This window comes from Micromonospora sp. NPDC005205, from assembly GCF_040608275.1.
Lineage (GTDB): Bacteria > Actinomycetota > Actinomycetes > Mycobacteriales > Micromonosporaceae > Micromonospora.
Window position 1 is genome coordinate 71,641 of record NZ_JBEXHV010000009.1, and the last position, 15,100, is coordinate 86,740.

The 15,100-nt window shown below is 72.1% G+C and carries 17 protein-coding genes; 5 read left to right on the forward strand and 12 right to left on the reverse strand.

Going from position 1 to position 15,100, the window contains the following annotated elements:
* Nucleotides 1-2: 2 nt before the first annotated feature.
* Nucleotides 3-1,886 (reverse strand): ABC transporter ATP-binding protein, encoded by a 1,884-nt coding sequence (locus ABZU43_RS18060; protein ID WP_355007644.1) that lies wholly within the window; start codon nt 1,884-1,886, stop codon nt 3-5.
* Nucleotides 1,887-2,058: 172 nt separating this feature from the next.
* Here ABZU43_RS18060 and ABZU43_RS18065 point away from each other — a divergent pair, with 172 nt between their 5' ends.
* From ABZU43_RS18065 to ABZU43_RS18075, 3 genes are all read left to right on the forward strand, one after another.
* Nucleotides 2,059-2,688, forward strand: coding sequence for a TIGR03085 family metal-binding protein (locus ABZU43_RS18065; protein ID WP_355007645.1), 630 nt, complete (start codon nt 2,059-2,061; stop codon nt 2,686-2,688).
* Nucleotides 2,689-2,815: 127 nt separating this feature from the next.
* Complete coding sequence (locus ABZU43_RS18070) at nt 2,816-3,763, forward strand: terpene synthase (RefSeq protein ID WP_355007646.1); 948 nt, start codon at nt 2,816-2,818, stop codon at nt 3,761-3,763.
* Between the two features lie 137 nt (nt 3,764-3,900).
* Nucleotides 3,901-5,727 (forward strand): long-chain fatty acid--CoA ligase, encoded by a 1,827-nt coding sequence (locus ABZU43_RS18075; RefSeq protein WP_355007647.1) that lies wholly within the window; start codon nt 3,901-3,903, stop codon nt 5,725-5,727.
* A gap of 45 nt (nt 5,728-5,772) precedes the next feature.
* On the opposite strand, the gene ABZU43_RS18080 is transcribed toward ABZU43_RS18075, so the two are convergent.
* Together ABZU43_RS18080 and ABZU43_RS18085 are read right to left on the reverse strand one after the other, a co-directional pair.
* Nucleotides 5,773-7,116 (reverse strand): low temperature requirement protein A, encoded by a 1,344-nt coding sequence (locus tag ABZU43_RS18080; RefSeq protein ID WP_355007648.1) that lies wholly within the window; start codon nt 7,114-7,116, stop codon nt 5,773-5,775.
* A gap of 48 nt (nt 7,117-7,164) precedes the next feature.
* Nucleotides 7,165-8,619 carry a PLP-dependent aminotransferase family protein gene (locus tag ABZU43_RS18085; RefSeq protein WP_355007649.1) on the reverse strand — a complete coding sequence of 485 codons (1,455 nt, stop codon included), beginning with the start codon at nt 8,617-8,619 and terminating at the stop codon, nt 7,165-7,167.
* A gap of 59 nt (nt 8,620-8,678) precedes the next feature.
* Between ABZU43_RS18085 and ABZU43_RS18090 the strand changes: the two genes are divergently transcribed.
* Both ABZU43_RS18090 and ABZU43_RS18095 read left to right on the forward strand, forming a co-directional pair.
* On the forward strand, nt 8,679-9,350 hold the full coding sequence (locus ABZU43_RS18090) for a hypothetical protein (protein ID WP_355007650.1): 672 nt from the start codon (nt 8,679-8,681) through the stop codon (nt 9,348-9,350).
* A gap of 100 nt (nt 9,351-9,450) precedes the next feature.
* Nucleotides 9,451-9,912 (forward strand): hypothetical protein, encoded by a 462-nt coding sequence (locus ABZU43_RS18095; protein WP_355007651.1) that lies wholly within the window; start codon nt 9,451-9,453, stop codon nt 9,910-9,912.
* Between the two features lie 5 nt (nt 9,913-9,917).
* On the opposite strand, the gene hisF is transcribed toward ABZU43_RS18095, so the two are convergent.
* From hisF to ABZU43_RS18140, 9 genes are all read right to left on the reverse strand, one after another.
* On the reverse strand, nt 9,918-10,685 hold the full coding sequence (hisF, locus tag ABZU43_RS18100; RefSeq protein ID WP_355007652.1) for an imidazole glycerol phosphate synthase subunit HisF: 768 nt from the start codon (nt 10,683-10,685) through the stop codon (nt 9,918-9,920).
* 73 nt (nt 10,686-10,758) lie between these two features.
* Nucleotides 10,759-11,754: an NADP-dependent oxidoreductase gene (locus tag ABZU43_RS18105; protein WP_355007653.1), complete on the reverse strand. Its 996-nt coding sequence runs from the start codon at nt 11,752-11,754 to the stop codon at nt 10,759-10,761.
* 47 nt (nt 11,755-11,801) lie between these two features.
* On the reverse strand, nt 11,802-12,233 hold the full coding sequence (locus tag ABZU43_RS18110; RefSeq protein ID WP_355007798.1) for an organic hydroperoxide resistance protein: 432 nt from the start codon (nt 12,231-12,233) through the stop codon (nt 11,802-11,804).
* A gap of 5 nt (nt 12,234-12,238) precedes the next feature.
* Entirely contained in the window at nt 12,239-12,685 is a 447-nt protein-coding gene (locus ABZU43_RS18115) for a MarR family transcriptional regulator (protein WP_355007654.1), read from the reverse strand.
* Between the two features lie 81 nt (nt 12,686-12,766).
* The gene (locus ABZU43_RS18120; RefSeq protein ID WP_112582733.1) at nt 12,767-13,156 is read right to left on the reverse strand and encodes a RidA family protein; all 390 of its coding nucleotides are present in this window, start codon (nt 13,154-13,156) and stop codon (nt 12,767-12,769) included.
* Nucleotides 13,153-13,878, reverse strand: a complete 726-nt coding sequence (gene priA / locus ABZU43_RS18125) for a bifunctional 1-(5-phosphoribosyl)-5-((5-phosphoribosylamino)methylideneamino)imidazole-4-carboxamide isomerase/phosphoribosylanthranilate isomerase PriA (RefSeq protein ID WP_355007655.1) — start codon at nt 13,876-13,878, stop codon at nt 13,153-13,155. Before priA ends, ABZU43_RS18120 begins: the two co-directional genes overlap by 4 nt.
* A 14-nt stretch (nt 13,879-13,892) precedes the next feature.
* Nucleotides 13,893-14,216 (reverse strand): hypothetical protein, encoded by a 324-nt coding sequence (locus ABZU43_RS18130; RefSeq protein ID WP_355007656.1) that lies wholly within the window; start codon nt 14,214-14,216, stop codon nt 13,893-13,895.
* A gap of 36 nt (nt 14,217-14,252) precedes the next feature.
* On the reverse strand, nt 14,253-14,885 hold the full coding sequence (gene hisH, locus ABZU43_RS18135) for an imidazole glycerol phosphate synthase subunit HisH (protein ID WP_355007657.1): 633 nt from the start codon (nt 14,883-14,885) through the stop codon (nt 14,253-14,255).
* Nucleotides 14,886-14,898: 13 nt separating this feature from the next.
* Nucleotides 14,899-15,100 (reverse strand): hypothetical protein (locus tag ABZU43_RS18140; RefSeq protein ID WP_355007812.1); only part of this gene is annotated, 202 nt, incomplete at its 5' end.

Here is a 15,100-nt window from a genome sequence, read left to right on the forward strand (position 1 = left end):
CGTCACCGGTCCACCTCGATCTCCAGGCCCGACGGCAGCGGCGCCACGTCGTCGCCGTAGGAACTTTCCTGTGCCCGCTCCACCTCGGCCTGCTCGTAGGCGGTGACCAGGTCGACGTAGCCGGGCACGGTGGCCAACAACTCGCTGTGGGTGCCCCGGGCGACCACCCGTCCCTGCTCCACGTAGATGACCTCGTCGGCGAGCGCAATGGTGGCCCGGCGGTACGCCACCACCAGGATCGACGCGGCGGGAACGCCTGTCTGCGTGGTCGAGGACCGCAGCCCCGCCAGGATGGCCGCCTCCACTCGGGGGTCGACAGCGCTCGTCGCGTCGTCGAGCACCAGCAGGCGCGGTCGACCGGCCAGCGCGCGGGCCAGGGTGAGCCGCTGCCGCTGACCGCCGGAGAGCGAGGTGCCCCGCTCGCCGACCATGGTGTCCAGACCGTCGGGCAGCGCGGCGACGAAACCGTCCGCCTCGGCCAGCCGCAGCGCCGCCCAGACCACCTCGTCGTCGACACCGGGCCGGTCGAGGGCGATGTTGGCGCGGACCGTGTCGTCGAAGATGAAGGGCACCTGGGCGACCAGGGCCACAGTGCCGGCCAACGACGCGGAGGTCAGCTCGCGCACGTCCACGCCGTCCAGGCTCACCGTGCCGGAGTCCGGGTCGACGAGGCGCACCGCCAGCGAGGTGATGGTGGACTTGCCGGCGCCGGTCGGCCCCACCAGGGCCACCGTCCGACCGGACGGCACCGTGAAGCCGACCTCGCCGAGGACCTGCGCACCGGGCGGGTGCGCTTCGGCCGGCGGGTAGGAGTAGTGCACGTCGGTGAAGGTGAGGGTGGCCGGGCCGGCGCCGTCCGGGTCGAGCACCCGCTGCCCGTACGGCATCTCGCCGGTGGCGTCGAGCACCCGGCGCACCCGGTCCCAGCCGGCGACGCTGCGCGGCAGCTCGGCCAGCACCCAACCGATGGCCCGCACCGGGAAGGCCAGCACGGTGAAGAGGAAAGCCACGCTGACCAGCTCGGTCACGCTGATCGCGCCCTGCCGCAACCGGAACGCCCCGACCACCAGTACGGCCAGGGTGCCGAGGCTGGGCAGCGTCTCCAGCAGCGGGTCGAAGATGCCGCGCAGCCGACCGACCGCGATCAGCGAGTCGCGCAGCTCGCCGGCGCGGCCCGCGAACCGGGCGGTCTCCTGGGCCTCGCGGCCCATCGTCTTGACCACCAGGGCACCGTCGAAGCTCTCGTGGGCGATGCCGCTGACCTCGGCGCGCAGGCGCTGCGCCCGGGCCTGCCGGGGGGCCATCCGACGGGAGTAGACGACGTTGAGCGCGAACAGGGCGGGGAAGACCGCGAGCCCGACCAGGGCGAGCGCCCAGTCGGTGGCGAAGAGCGACACGATCGCGCCGACCAGCATCACCAACGTGCCGACGGCGAACGGCAGCGGCGCGATCGGGTACCAGGCCGCCTCCACGTCGGAGTTGGCGTTGGACAGCAGGGTGCCGGTGGAGTTGCGGTGGTGCCAGGACAGCGGCAGCTCCAGGTACCGACGGGTCACCCTGCGGCGGTAGGAGGCCTGGAGGCGGTACTGCATGTAGCCGGCGCCGAGCCGGCGGCCGACGATGCCCGCCACCCGCAGCACGCTGATCCCGAACAACGCGGCCGCGGCCAGCGCCAGGGTGCCGGCGCCCACCTCGCCACGTTCGATGGCCGGAAGCGCCACCTCACCGATGACCGACCCGACGACCCGGGCGCTGACAATGATCATCCCGCCGAAGAGCACGCTGCCGACGACCGCCACCGAAAAGATCCGCGGCTGCTCACGGATCGCCTGCCGCAGGACGCCCAGCCCTCGACTGAGAACGTCCCGACTTGTCTTGCTCGCCACGCTCTCCCCCGCCGTAAGCCGCAATTATCTCCCTCATCCTTACCGCTCGGGGCCAATGCCGCCGACCCTGACTGCATATGTCGACCATCACGTACCGGGCGGCGGCGTGCCGCAGGTGCCGACCGGCGTCGGCCGCCGCGCGCCGACGGACCACCGGGCCTACGATCGGGCCATGCCGCGGTACGCCCGAGCCGAGCGCGAGGCGCTGGCCGATCTTCTACTGGCCCTCGGGCCGGACGCCCCTACTGTCAACGAGGGCTGGGCGACCCGCGACCTCGCCGCGCATCTGGTGCTGCGGGAGCGCCGTCCGGACGCGGCGGGTGGGATCGTGCTGCCGCCGCTACGGGGCTATTCCGAGCGGGTCCGTCGGCGACTCGCCGCACGGCCCTACCCCGAACTGGTGGCACAGGTGCGCCGACCGCCGCTGTGGAGCCCGGTCAGCAACCCGCTGACCGACGAGGTGGCCAACACGATGGAGTTCTTCATCCATCACGAGGACGTCCGGCGTGCCGGCTCCGGGTGGCAGCCGCGCGATCTGTCCACCGGCCTGCAGGGCGCCCTCTGGAAACGCGCGGCCCCGATGGCCCGGCTGGCACTGCGGCGCTTTCCGGCGGACCTCTACGTGCAGGCGCCCGGCCACGGCGAGGTCTCCCTCGGTCGCGGTGGGGAGCCACTGCGCCTGGTCGGCCCCCCGGCCGAACTGGTGCTGTTCTTCTCCGGCCGGCAACGGGTGGCCCGGGTCCAGCTGAACGGTTCGGCGGAGGCGGCTCGGCGACTGCGGGCCGCCGACCTGGGAATGTGACTGCCTGTACGTAAACGGTCACCAAACGGCTGTGGAATTTCCCACACCCAGCGATACATGCAGATACCTCCTCCCGTACGCTTCACCGCGCCGCTCCGCGCCGGGCGGCACGGAGTGGGGGCTCACTGTGCGGGACTTCGCGATCTCGGCGCTGCGGGAACCCCCGTTTCCCACGGGACGCCACGAAGCCACCGACCAGGTAGCGGGCGAGAGTATCGACTGGGCGCGCACGTTCGGGCTGGTCGATTCCAGCCAACGGGCGCACCGCCTGGAACGGGCCGACGCCGCGGGACTTGCCGGCCGCGCCTGCCTGGACGGCTCGGTGGAGGGCCTGCGGCTGCTCACTGACCTGATCAGTTGGCTCTTCGTCATGGACGACGCCTGCGACGAGGACGGCCTCGGTGCCGACCCGGTCCGACTGGGCCCGGCGATCAGCACACTGCTCGACGTGCTGGACCGGTGCGGTGACCCGTACGTCGCACCGCCCGCCGTCGGGCCACTGGGTGACGCGCTGCACGACCTCTGCCGCCGGACCCGACTGCACGATCACGCCGGGCTGCTGCTGCGGTTCGTCAGCCAGATGCGCGAGTACCTGTTGGCGCTGCTCTGGGAGGCTGGCAACCGGGAGCGTCGGCGGGTACCCGAGGTGGCGGAGTACGTGCAGCTACGCCGGCACATCGGGGGCGTGCATCCCTGCCTCACCCTGACCGACCTGGCGTCGACGCGGCCCACCGGGCCGACCCAGCGCGCCAACCCGGGGCTGGTTGCCCTGGACCTGCTGGCGGTGGACCTGGTCTGCTGGTGCAACGACCTCTTCTCCTACAGCAAGGAGAGCCAGGTCGACCCGGACGCGCACAACCTCGTCACGGTGCTCGCCCAGGACAGCGACGCGGACGAGGTGACGGCGCTCCGGAGTGCGGCAGACCGGTTCAACCAGGGCTTGGCGACGTACCTGGACGCGGAGGAGGCGCTGCGGACCACCGACGACGACGGGATCCGCGACGCCCTGGCCGCCCGGCGCAACTGGGTCCGGGCCACCTACGACTGGTCAGTGGTGGCTGCCCGGTACGCCTGATCGGCCGTACCGCTTGGTGAGATGGGCCGGCCGGACGATCACCAGGGCTAGCCGATGCACGGTGACAGGCAATACTGTTCGGTAACCATCATGACGTGACGACCGTCACGCCACCACCCCCGAAGGCGGCTACAGCGATGGCTCTCGATGTACCGTACCGCTCCATCCCGGACATGTTCCTCAAGCGTGTGGCGGCCACCCCCGACCGGCACGCGTTCGCGTCCCCGAACCCCGACGACTCGGGGCCTGTCTGGCTGACCTGGGCTCAGGTCGGTCAGCGCGCCAAGGCGGTCGCCGCCGGCCTGCACGGCCTGGGCGTCGGCCAGGAGGACCCGGTCGCGATCCTCGCCAACACCCGGCTGGAGTGGGTGATCGCCGACCTCGGCATCATGTGTGCCGGCGGCGCGACCACCACCGTCTACCCGACCACCGAGCCGGCCGACGCGACGTACATCATCGCCGACTCCGGTTCGAAGGTGCTGTTCGCGGAGAACCCGGCCCAGGCGGCGAAGATCGCCGGGGCGACCCTGCCCGCGCTCACCCACGTGGTGCTTCTCGACGGCGCCGTCGACCCGGACGCCGCTGTCGCGCAGCTGACGCTCGCCGACCTGGAGGAGCGCGGCACCCAGGCGCTGGCCGCCGAGCCGGAGCTGATCGACATGCTGGTGGCCGGCATCGGCCCGGACCACCTGGCCACCTTGATCTACACCTCCGGCACCACCGGCCAGCCCAAGGGCGTCGAGCTGCTGCACGGCGGCTGGTGCTGGGAGGCGGTGGCGCAGGCGGAGGTCGGGCTGCTGCGCGACGACGACCTGCAGTACCTGTGGCTGCCGCTGGCCCACTCGTTCGGCAAGACCCTGCTCTGCGGCGCCATCCACGTCGGCCTGCCCACCTACGTCGACGGGCGGGTGGACAAGCTGGTCGAGCTTCTCTCGGTCATCCGCCCGACGCTGATGTGCGGCGCTCCCCGGGTGTTCGAGAAGGTCTACAACAAGGCAGTGACCACCGCGCAGGGCGCCGGCGGCGCCAAGGCGAAGATCTTCGGCTGGGCCGTCGGCGTCGGCAAGGAGAAGATCGCCCTGGAGCAGGCCGGCAAGCCGGTGCCGGCCGGGTTGAAGGTGCGATACGGGCTGGCCGAGAAGCTGGTGTTCAGCAAGCTCCAGGCCCGTCTGGGCGGCCGGATGCGGGTGCTGGTGTCCGGTGCCGCGCCGCTCAGCCCGGAGATCGCCACCTTCTTCGCCGCCGCGAACCTGCCGATCTCCGAGGGCTACGGCCTGACCGAGACCAGCGCGGGCAACTTCGTCAACCCGCCGGCCGGGCTGCGGATCGGCACCGTGGGCCGGGCCATGGGCGACCTGGAGTGCAAGATCGACACCGACGGGGAGATCCTGGTGCGGGGTCGGCCGGTGATGCGCGGCTACCACAACCTGCCGGAGGAGACCGCCGCCTCGTTCACCGAGGAGGGCTTCTTCCGTACCGGTGACATCGGCACCCTGGACGAGCAGGGCTACCTCCGCATCACCGACCGCAAGAAGGACCTGGTCAAGACCTCGGGCGGCAAGTACATCGCACCGTCGCACATCGAGGGCATGTTCAAGGCCATCTGCCCGTACACCTCGCAGGCGGTCGTCGTGGGTCAGGCCCGCAACTTCTGCACGATGCTCGTCACCCTGGACCCGGACGCCATCCGGGGCTGGGTCGCCGGCGGCCCGCTGGAGGGGCGCAGCTACACCGAGATCGTCACGTCGGCTGAGGCCCAGACGATGGTCGAGGAGTACGTCGCCCAGCTGAACTCCAAGCTCAACCGCTGGGAGACGATCAAGAAGGTGGCCATCCTCCCGCGCGACCTGACGATCGAGGACGGCGAGATCACCCCGTCGTTGAAGATCAAGCGGCGTGGGGTGGAGAGCAACTTCGCCACCGAGATCGACAAGATGTACGCGGGCACGCTCGCCGAGCTGTGAGCCGACCGAGGGTCCCGTGCCCGGCTCCCCGCCGGCACGGGGCCCTCACAGGTGGTGGCCCCGCCACCTCGTGTGCTCCTCCTCCGCGGCGAGCTGCTCCTCGAACGCCGTCTGCCGAACCCCGGCCCGGCGCCGGGAGTCGACAACCGTCTGCGCCGCGACCGCCACCGCCGTGGCGAGGGCCACCATGGCCAAGGCGATCAGCTCGGGTAGCGACCCGGCAGCCGGCACCAGCACAATCAGCAGCAGGATCCCGCCGATCGTGGGCCAGCGGGGGGCGCCGAGCATCCGCCGGCCGAGCACGATGAGCGCGAGCAGGTAGAGCGCGACCCCACCGTAGAGCGCCAGCAGGTCGAAGCTCGGCAGCGGTACGCCCCAGCTCGGTGTGGTGGGATCGGCGCCTTCGTGGATCAGCCCCTTGAGCCCGAGCGCGAACAGGATGACGCCGGCGATGACCGGCAGGTGCAGGTAGCTGTAGGCGTTCCGGGCCAGGGCCGCGCGAGCGTCCGGGTCGCGGGTGCGGTGCAGGGTCTGTTCCATGCCGAGCGCCAGGGTGTCGAAGTACGCCCACCACATCGCCGCGGCCACCGCGATGCCGAGCACCGCGGCGATCAGCACCGGCCAGGTCAGCGGCAGACCGGCGGTTCCGCTGGGACTGAACCCGAGTGCGATGATGGCCTCGCCGAGAGCGATCAGGACGATCTGACCGTGCCGCTCCGCCCAGTGCCCGGCGGAGAGCACTGTCCACCCGGTGCCCCGCAGCGCGAGGCCGGCCCCGTACTCCACGCCGAGGGCCGCGAGCCAGCACAGCAGGCGGGCCACCGACTCGGCTGTTCCGTCGAAGAGCCGCTGCGGCAGCAGCCCGGCGGCCACGATGAGGGCCGTGGCCACGACCGCCGGCAGGGCGAGCAGCTGCCAGCGTCGACGCACGTCGCGGTTCCGGCGGCCGATCCACAGGAAGATCACACTCTCGCTCACCCGGACGAGGAAGTAGCAGGTCGCGAAGACCAGCGGACCGAACAGCCCACCGGGACGGTCGACGAACGCCTTCGGCAGACTCAGCGCCAGCACGAAGGCGGCGGCGATGGTGACGAAGCCGACCGCCGGGACGATCCCCTGGTCGGTACGGATCAGGTTGCCCAGCAGGGCGAACGCCGACCAGCACCACCAGAGCAGGGCCAGCAGCACCAGGCACTGGACCAGGCCACGGGCGGTCGGATTGGCGGAGGCCACCGTGGTGACGTGCAGGAACGCGAAGACGAAGACCAGGTCGTAGAAGAGTTCCAGCGGGGTCGCCCGCGAGCCCGGCGCACTGCGGCGGACCCCGCGTGTCCCGCTGTCCTGGCCCACCAGGGGAGTCTGACAGCCGAGCTGGGGCGGATGACGCATTCCCGGCATAATGGTGCTGGCGGATGCCGCTGGTGGTTCGGCGCTGGCTCAGGCGATGACGGCGGGCTCCCGCCACCGCTGGCGGCCGGTACGGTCCAGGTCGTAACGCACCGCCGCGATCCGCCCCACGGCCTCCACCAGGTCCGCCGCGGGCAGGGTGAACGGCAGCCGCAGGAACCGCTCCATGGTGCCGTCCAGGCCGAACCGTGGGCCGGGGGCCAGCCGTACGCCGACCTCCTCCGCGGCCCGGGCCAACGCGCTCGAGACCGGGCCGTCCAACTCGGCCCACAGCGTCACGCCACCCCGCGGCACTGTGACCCGCCACTCCGGCAGTTGGTGCGCCAGCGCGCCGAGCAGGGCGTCCCGCTGGACGGCCAACTGGACGCGCCGGTCGGCGACGATGGCCTCGGCGTGAGCGAGCAGGTGCACCGCGACCAGTTGGTCCAACACCGGGCTGGCCATGTCGACCCCGACCCGCACGGCGGCCAGCCGCTGCACCTGCGGCGCGGACGCGCGCACCCAGCCGATCCGCAGGCCACCCCAGTAGGGCTTGCTCATCCCGCCGATGCTGATCACCCGGCTGTGCCGGTCGTAGGTGGCGACCGGGGGTGGCACCTCGGTGCCGTCCATCGACAGGTCCACGAAGGACTCGTCGATGATCAGATCGGTGCCGACCGCGTGCGCGGCGGCCACCACGCGCTCGCGCAGTGAGGCGGGCATCAGGTGACCCGTCGGGTTCTGGAACTCGGGAATCAGGTAGGCCAGCTTGGGCCGGGTCTGTCGGAGACTGCCCAGCAGCAGGTCGGGTTCCCAGCCGGCGTCGGCGGCCAGCCCGTGGGTGCTGATCCGAGCCCGACGGCCGGCCAGGGCGGCGAGGGCGTTGGGGTAGGTCGGGGACTCGACCAGCACGGTGCCGCCCGGGGTCAGGGCAAGCCGCAGCACCAGATCCAGTGCGTGCTGGGTGCCGCTGGTGACCATGATCTGGTCGGCCGAGGTTGGCAGACCTCGGGCGGTGTACCCGTCGGCCACCGCCTCGCGCAGCTCGATGACGCCGGTCGGGTGGTAACCGGCCCCGCTCAGGTAGCGGGGCAGGTCCTCGGCTGCGGCTCGCGCGGCCGAGAGCAGTTGCGGCGGTGCGGCCAGCGCGGCGACACCGAGGTCGAGCATCTCCCGGTCGTCCAGCGGGGTCCACAGGCCGGTGCTGGCCACCCGGTGGTTGCCGGGCAGCATCGTCCAACTGCCGGCGCCCCGCCGGCTGGCCAGGTGCCCGGTCTCGCGTAGCTGCCGGTAGGCGGCGGTCACCGTGGTCCGGCTGATCCGCAGCGCCTCGGCCAGCTCCCGTTCGGCCGGGAGGCGGACGCCCAGCGGCAGCCGGCCGTCGGCGAGGAGCCCGCGCACCGAGCCGGCCAGCGCGGCGTAGTCGGGGCTGCGGCGGCGGCCCGGCAGGGCATGCCACTGCCCGAGCAGACGGGCCAATTGGACGCCGCGCACCTGCCCGGTCATAGCCACTCCTCGAATATTGGCATCTTCCTCGACGAGGATTGGCACCTAGGGTGGCACGCATGGCACTGCTTGGCAATCTGCGACACCGGCCGGTTCGACGGTTGGTCCAGCTCTACCTCGGGCTCATTGTCTACGGCGTCAGCATGGCCCTCATGATCCGCTCCGGCCTGGGCCTCGACCCGTGGGACGTGTTCCACCAGGGGCTCTCCAAGCGGACCGGGCTCTCCTTCGGCACTGTCACCATCGCCGTCGGTGCGCTGGTCCTGCTGCTCTGGATCCCGCTGCGGCAGCGCCCCGGCCTCGGCACGGTCAGCAACGTCGTGGTGATCGGCCTGGTCGTGGACGCCACACTGGTCCTGCTGCCCGCGGGCGGGCCGCTCGGCGTCCGGATCGCGATGCTGGTCAGCGGGATCGTCGCCAACGGCGCCGCCACCGCTCTCTACCTCGGCGCCCGGTTGGGGCCCGGCCCCCGCGACGGTCTGATGACCGGGTACGTGGCCCGCCGACCCGGCCTGTCGATCCGACTGGTGCGCACCGTCATCGAGGTCACAGTGCTGGCGCTGGGCTGGCTGCTCGGCGGCACCGTCGGTCTGGGGACCGTCGCGTACGCACTGGCCATCGGTCCGTTGGCCCAGTTCTTCATTCCGCTGTTCGCCGTGCCGGAGGCTGCCGCACCGGACACTGCCGCGCCCCCGCCGGGCAACTCCGCGCCGGCCGCCCCGGCCGGCTGAACCTCACCGACCGTTCGCGAACCGGTACGTGGGGGTGGTCCCGCGCACCGGTTCGTGGGTGGGTGTTCCCTTCCGCGACGCGCGCCGTCATCATCTGTGCATGGGGGAGAACGGTTGGCGCTGGAACGACGCCTGGATCTTCGTGTCGCTCGTCATCGCGAGCGGCGCCGGACGGCACCGTCGGTCGGCGACAAGCCGCCGGCCGGAGGGCGTCCGCCTGACCGACGTGCTCTCCACAGCCGACCACCTCAACCATGCGATTCCGCAGCGACACGAGGTGGAGGCCGCGGTGCAGCGGCTGGTCGGCGCCGGGCTGGTCAGCGTCGCCGACGGTTGGTTCCGGATCACCGCCGAGGGTGAGCAGCTGTGGCGTACCCGCCCGCGTGCGGGTGTCGCGACCACAGTGGACACCGTGCAGGGTGTGTTGACCCGCCGGCACGCGCCCGGCAGCGCGGACTGGATCCTGGACGAGGCCGACCACGCGGCCGCCGTCCAGGAGTACGCGGTCCGTTCGATTCCGACCCCGCGTCGGTCACCGGAGGGGCAGTCCGGCGAGCGCTGAGCTGCTCAGCGCACCGGGTGGCCGCCGAGGCGCAGCGCGTCCTTGACCTCGGCGACGGTCAGCTCTCCGAAGTGGAAGACGCTGGCGGCGAGCACCGCGTCCGCGCCGGCGCCGATCGCTGGCGGAAAGTGGGCCACCTCACCGGCGCCCCCGCTGGCCACGACCGGCACGTCCACCACCGCGCGCACCGCGGCGATCAGCTCCAGATCGAAACCCGCCTTGGTGCCGTCGGCGTCCATCGAGTTGAGCAGGATCTCCCCCGCGCCCAACTCGGCGCTCCGGTGCGCCCACCACACGGCGTCGATGCCGGTGCCACGCCGACCCCCGTGGGTGGTGACCTCGAAGCCGCTGGGCGTGCCGCCGTTCGGCGAGCGCCGCACGTCGAGGGAGAGCACGAGCACCTGCCTGCCGAACCGGTCGGCGATCTCGGCGATCAGCTCCGGACGGGCGATGGCGGCGGTGTTCACGCCGACCTTGTCCGCACCGGCGCGTAGCAGCGTGTCCACGTCGCCGACCTGCCGGACCCCACCGCCGACGGTCAGCGGGATGAACACCGACTCGGCGGTGCGGCGCACCACGTCGAGCATGGTGCCCCGGTCGCTGGAGGACGCCGTGACGTCGAGGAAGGTCAACTCGTCCGCGCCGGCCCGGTCGTACGCGGCGGCCAGCTCCACCGGATCGCCAGCGTCACGCAGGTCGAGGAAGTTGACCCCCTTGACCACCCGCCCGGCGTCCACGTCCAGACACGGGATCACCCGTACCGCCACCGTCATGCCGCGAGCCTATCCTCCGGACGCGGCACGGCGGTCGACCCGATCGGGTCGACCGCCGCGAGAGAGGTCTGCGTCACACGCGGACGAGCATCTTGCCGAGGTTGTCGCCGCGCAGCAGGCCGAGGAACGCGCTCGGTGCGTTCTCGATGCCGTCCACGATCGTCTCGTCGTAGGACAGCGTGCCGTCGCGCAGCCAGCCCGAGACGTCGCGCACGAACGCCGCCCGCACGTCGTTGTGGTCGTTGACCAGGAAGCCGCGCAGGGTGAGCCGCTTGCCGATGACCAGCGCCAGGTTGCGCGGCGCGGCCGACGGTTCGGTGGCGTTGTACTGCGAGATCATGCCGCAGATGGCGGCCCGACCGTGCAGGTTCATGACCGAGATGGCGGCCTCCAGGTGGTCGCCGCCGACGTTGTCGAAGTAGACGTCGACGCCGTCCGGGGCGGCCGCCCGCAGCGACTCGCGGACCCCGTCGTGGTAGTCGAAGGCGGCGTCGAAGCCCAGCGCCCGCAGCCGCTCGACCTTGGCCGGCGAGCCGGCACTGCCGATCACCCGGCCGGCGCCCTTGAGTTTGGCGATCTGGCCGACCAGGCTGCCCACCGCGCCGGCCGCGGCGGAGACGAAGACCGTCTCGCCGGGCTTCATCGCGGCCACCTCCAGCAGCCCGGCGTACGCGGTCAAACCGATCATGCCGAGCACGCTCAGGTACGCGCTGGCCGGGGCGATGCTCGGGTCGACGGGGCGGGCCGCGGCGGCGTCGAGCAGCGCGTACTCCCGCCAGCCCAGCCCGTGCAGGACTGTGGTCCCGACGGCGACGTCCGCCGCCTCGCTGGCCACCACCTCACCGATCGCGGCACCGTCGAGCGGCGCGTCGAGCGCGAACGGCGGCACGTACGACTTGACGTCGTTCATCCGTCCGCGCATGTACGGGTCGACGGACATGTACTGGTTGCGGACCACGATCTGGCCCGGTCCGGGCGTCGGCACCTCGGTCTCGACGAGCCGGAAGGTGTCTTCGGTGGGCCAGCCCTGGGGGCGGCTGGCCAGGTGGATCTCGCGGTTGCTGGTCACAGGGTGGTCGTCCTCTCGTCCGCGGATGGGGGCCTGGGGCCGCGAGGTCACGCGGCCAGGGTCTCGCGGACGGTGAGGGTGACGTCGACGTTGCCACGGGTGGCGTTGGAGTACGGGCAGACCTGGTGGGCCTGCTCGACGATCTGCTCGGCGACCTCGCGGGGCGCGGCGGGCAGGTCGACGACGAGCTGCACGGTGAGCCCGAAGCCGCCGCTGCCGTTCGGGCCGATGCCCACCTCGGCGCCGACCACGGAACCGGTCACGTCGGCCTTGGCCCGGCGGGCCACCAGCCGCAGCGCGCTGTGGAAGCAGGCCGCGTAACCGGCGGCGAAGAGCTGCTCGGGGTTGGCCGCGCCACCCGCGCCACCCATCTCCTTCGGCACTGCCAGGTCGAGTGCGAACGTGCCGTCGGAGGTCTCGACGTGGCCGTCCCGGCCGTCGCCGGTGGCGGTCGCGGATGCGGTGTAGACAACCTGCATGGTGGTCACTGCTCCTTCTGTCGGTGGATGGTGTCGGTGACCCGGGTGAGGGTGTCGCGCAGCGCGACGAGCTCGCCGAAGCCCAGCCCGGTGGCCTGCGCGATCCGCAGCGGGACATCGCAGACCCGCTCGCGCAGCGCCCGGCCCTGCTCGGTGAGGCCCACCTCGACCCGCCGCTCGTCGCGGGCCGACCGCCGCCGCACCACCAGGCCCGCCCCCTCCAGCCGCTTGAGCAGCGGGGAGAGCGTGCCGGAGTCCAGCCGCAGCTCGGAGCCCAACTCGGACACCGTGGGGGCGTCGTCGGGACGCTCCCAGAGCACCAGCAGCACCAGGTACTGCGGGTAGGTCAACCCGACCTCGTCGAGGATCGGCCGGTAGACGTCGGTCAGTGCGCGCGACGCGGCGTAGAGCGCGAAGCACACCTGCCGGCGCAGCACCAGGTCATCCGTCACCACTGAACCGTAGCCCACAATTAAGTTGTGCACAACTTATCGGGCTGCGGGACCACCCGGCGGGCCGCGAGGGCGGTCACCTCAGCGATCGCCGAGGTACGCCTCCAACTCCACCTCGACCAGGTGCTCCGGGTCCAGCAGACCGGCCACCACCACCAGGGTGGCCGCCGGCCGCACCGCACCGAAGACAGCATTGTGCGCCCGGCCCACCTCGTCGGCGTGCAACCGGTCCGTCACGTACATCCGGGTCCGGACCACATCGCCCGGCTCCGCACCCACCTCGGCGAGCGCGGCCAACCCGATCCGCAGCGCCTGCGCGGTCTGCGCGGCCGCGTCACCGACGTGCACCACCCGGCCGTCCACCGTCGCCGTGCAACCGGCCGTCCAGGCCCGCTCACCGGCCCGGACCACCCGGGAGTACCCGTAGCGCTGCTCCCACGGGCCGCCCGACCCCAGCCGGGTCGTCGTCACGCCTCGGCCAGCGTTCGCAGCGCCTCGGCCACCGTGAAGGCACCCGCGTAGAGCGCCTTACCGGCGATCACGCCCTCCACCCCGGCCGACTCCAGGCTCGCCAACGCCCGCAGGTCGTCCAGGGTGGACACCCCACCCGAGGCGATCACCGGCCGGTCCGTACGGGCACACACCTCGCGCAGCAGATCCAGGTTCGGCCCGCGCATCGTGCCGTCCTTGGTGATGTCGGTCACTACGTACCGACTCGCGCCCGCCTTGTCCAACCGCTCCAGCACCTCGTACAGGTCACCACCGTCGCGGGTCCAACCCCGCGCCGACAGGGTGTTACCCCGCACGTCCAGCCCGATGGCCACCCGGTCGCCGTACTCCGCGACCACCCGGTCACACCAGACCGGGTCCTCCAGGGCGGCGGTCCCGATGTTCACCCGGGCCGCTCCGGTGCCCAGCGCCGCGCGCAGCGACTCGTCATCACGGATGCCCCCGGAGAGCTCCACCTTCACGTCCAGCTGGCGCACCACCTCCGCGAGCAGGTGCGCGTTGGTGCCCCGACCGAACGCCGCGTCCAGGTCGACCAGGTGGATCCACTCCGCGCCGTCCTGCTGCCAGGCCAGCGCCGCGTCCAACGGGTCGCCGTAGATGCTCTCGCTTCCGAGGGCGCCCTGAACGAGCCGGACGGCCCGGCCGTCAGCAACATCCACGGCGGGTAACAGGGTGAGGCTCAAGGTCTTCTCCTCGATCAGGTACGACGGTCCAGGGCGATCACCACGATCGCCGGCAGTACGAGCAGCAAGAGCGCGATCAGCGCGATACGCAACGCCAGGTTGTCGACAAACGTCCAGATCAGGAGCAACGCCGCGCCGGTGAGCAGCACGATCGCGGCCCGCTCACCCCTAGTGTGCCGGGCCAGCCGGCCGGAGCGACCCCGCCGCAGCCGTGGCGTCAAACTGCGGACCACCGCGCGACGGCGTTGCCGGCGGGCGACCTGACGCTGCCGGACCGCCCGTTCCCGGGCCTGCTCCGCCTCCCGCTCCGCCCGTCGGCGAGCGCGCTCCCGGCTCACCGCGACGCCCGTTGCTCGGGCACCGCGCGACGGCGCTCAATCACCGCTGGGCAACGTGGCGAGCCAGTTGCGCAGCAGCGCGGCACCGGTGTCGGCGGACTTCTCCGGGTGGAACTGGGCCGCCGACAACGAGCCACGCTCCACCGCCGCGACGAAATCCGTGTCGTGGTGGGCGGTGGTCACAGTGGCACCGGCAGCGACCAACGCCGCCGGGTCGCCCATCGCGTACGAGTGGACGAAGTAGAACCGGCTCTGCTCCGTCAACCCGGCGAACAGCACCGACTCCCGCGGAGCCCGGACCGTGTTCCAGCCCATGTGCGGCAACCGGGCGGCGGCCAACCGGGTCACCCCGCCGGGCAGCAGCCCCAGCCCCTTGGTCACCACGCCATGCTCGTCACCGTGCTCGAAGAGCACCTGCATGCCCACGCAGATGCCGAGCACCGGCCGGCCGGCAGCCACCCGTTCGGCGATCACCGGACCGGCGCCCAGCGCCTCGATCCCCGCCATGCACGCCGCGTACGCGCCCACACCCGGCACCACCAGACCGTCGGCGGCAGCCGCCGCGGCCAGGTCGTCGGTCACCCGGACGTCCGCTCCGGCGGCGGCCAGCGCCCGCTCCGCCGAGCGCAGGTTGCCCGAGCCGTAGTCGAGCACCACCACGTCACTCATGTCGTCACCCCGATCACCCGTTCTCCGGCAGCAGCCGCAGCACGCCGGCGACAGTGGCGAGCACCGCGAGTACCGCGGTGATCAACACGGCGGCCTTCGGCGCGCCCTGCCGGTAGAGCGACCAGGTGCCGCCCACCAGCACCCCGGCCAGGATCAGCAGCAACGTCGGCAACGCGGCACCCATCAGAGCCACCCTCCATTCGCGACTGCGGGGC

Excerpts from the sequence above, each read along its gene's own strand:
- ABZU43_RS18065 (WP_355007645.1), top strand. The coding sequence starts at position 2,059 with ATGCCGCGGTACGCCCGAGCCGAGCGCGAGGCGCTGGCCGATCTTCTA.
- ABZU43_RS18075 (WP_355007647.1), top strand. The coding sequence starts at position 3,901 with ATGGCTCTCGATGTACCGTACCGCTCCATCCCGGACATGTTCCTCAAG.
- ABZU43_RS18080 (WP_355007648.1), bottom strand. The coding sequence starts at position 7,116 with ATGCGTCATCCGCCCCAGCTCGGCTGTCAGACTCCCCTGGTGGGCCAG.
- ABZU43_RS18085 (WP_355007649.1), bottom strand. The coding sequence starts at position 8,619 with ATGACCGGGCAGGTGCGCGGCGTCCAATTGGCCCGTCTGCTCGGGCAG.
- ABZU43_RS18090 (WP_355007650.1), top strand. The coding sequence starts at position 8,679 with ATGGCACTGCTTGGCAATCTGCGACACCGGCCGGTTCGACGGTTGGTC.
- ABZU43_RS18095 (WP_355007651.1), top strand. The coding sequence starts at position 9,451 with ATGGGGGAGAACGGTTGGCGCTGGAACGACGCCTGGATCTTCGTGTCG.
- hisF (WP_355007652.1), bottom strand. The coding sequence starts at position 10,685 with ATGACGGTGGCGGTACGGGTGATCCCGTGTCTGGACGTGGACGCCGGG.
- ABZU43_RS18110 (WP_355007798.1), bottom strand. The coding sequence starts at position 12,233 with ATGCAGGTTGTCTACACCGCATCCGCGACCGCCACCGGCGACGGCCGG.
- hisH (WP_355007657.1), bottom strand. The coding sequence starts at position 14,885 with ATGAGTGACGTGGTGGTGCTCGACTACGGCTCGGGCAACCTGCGCTCG.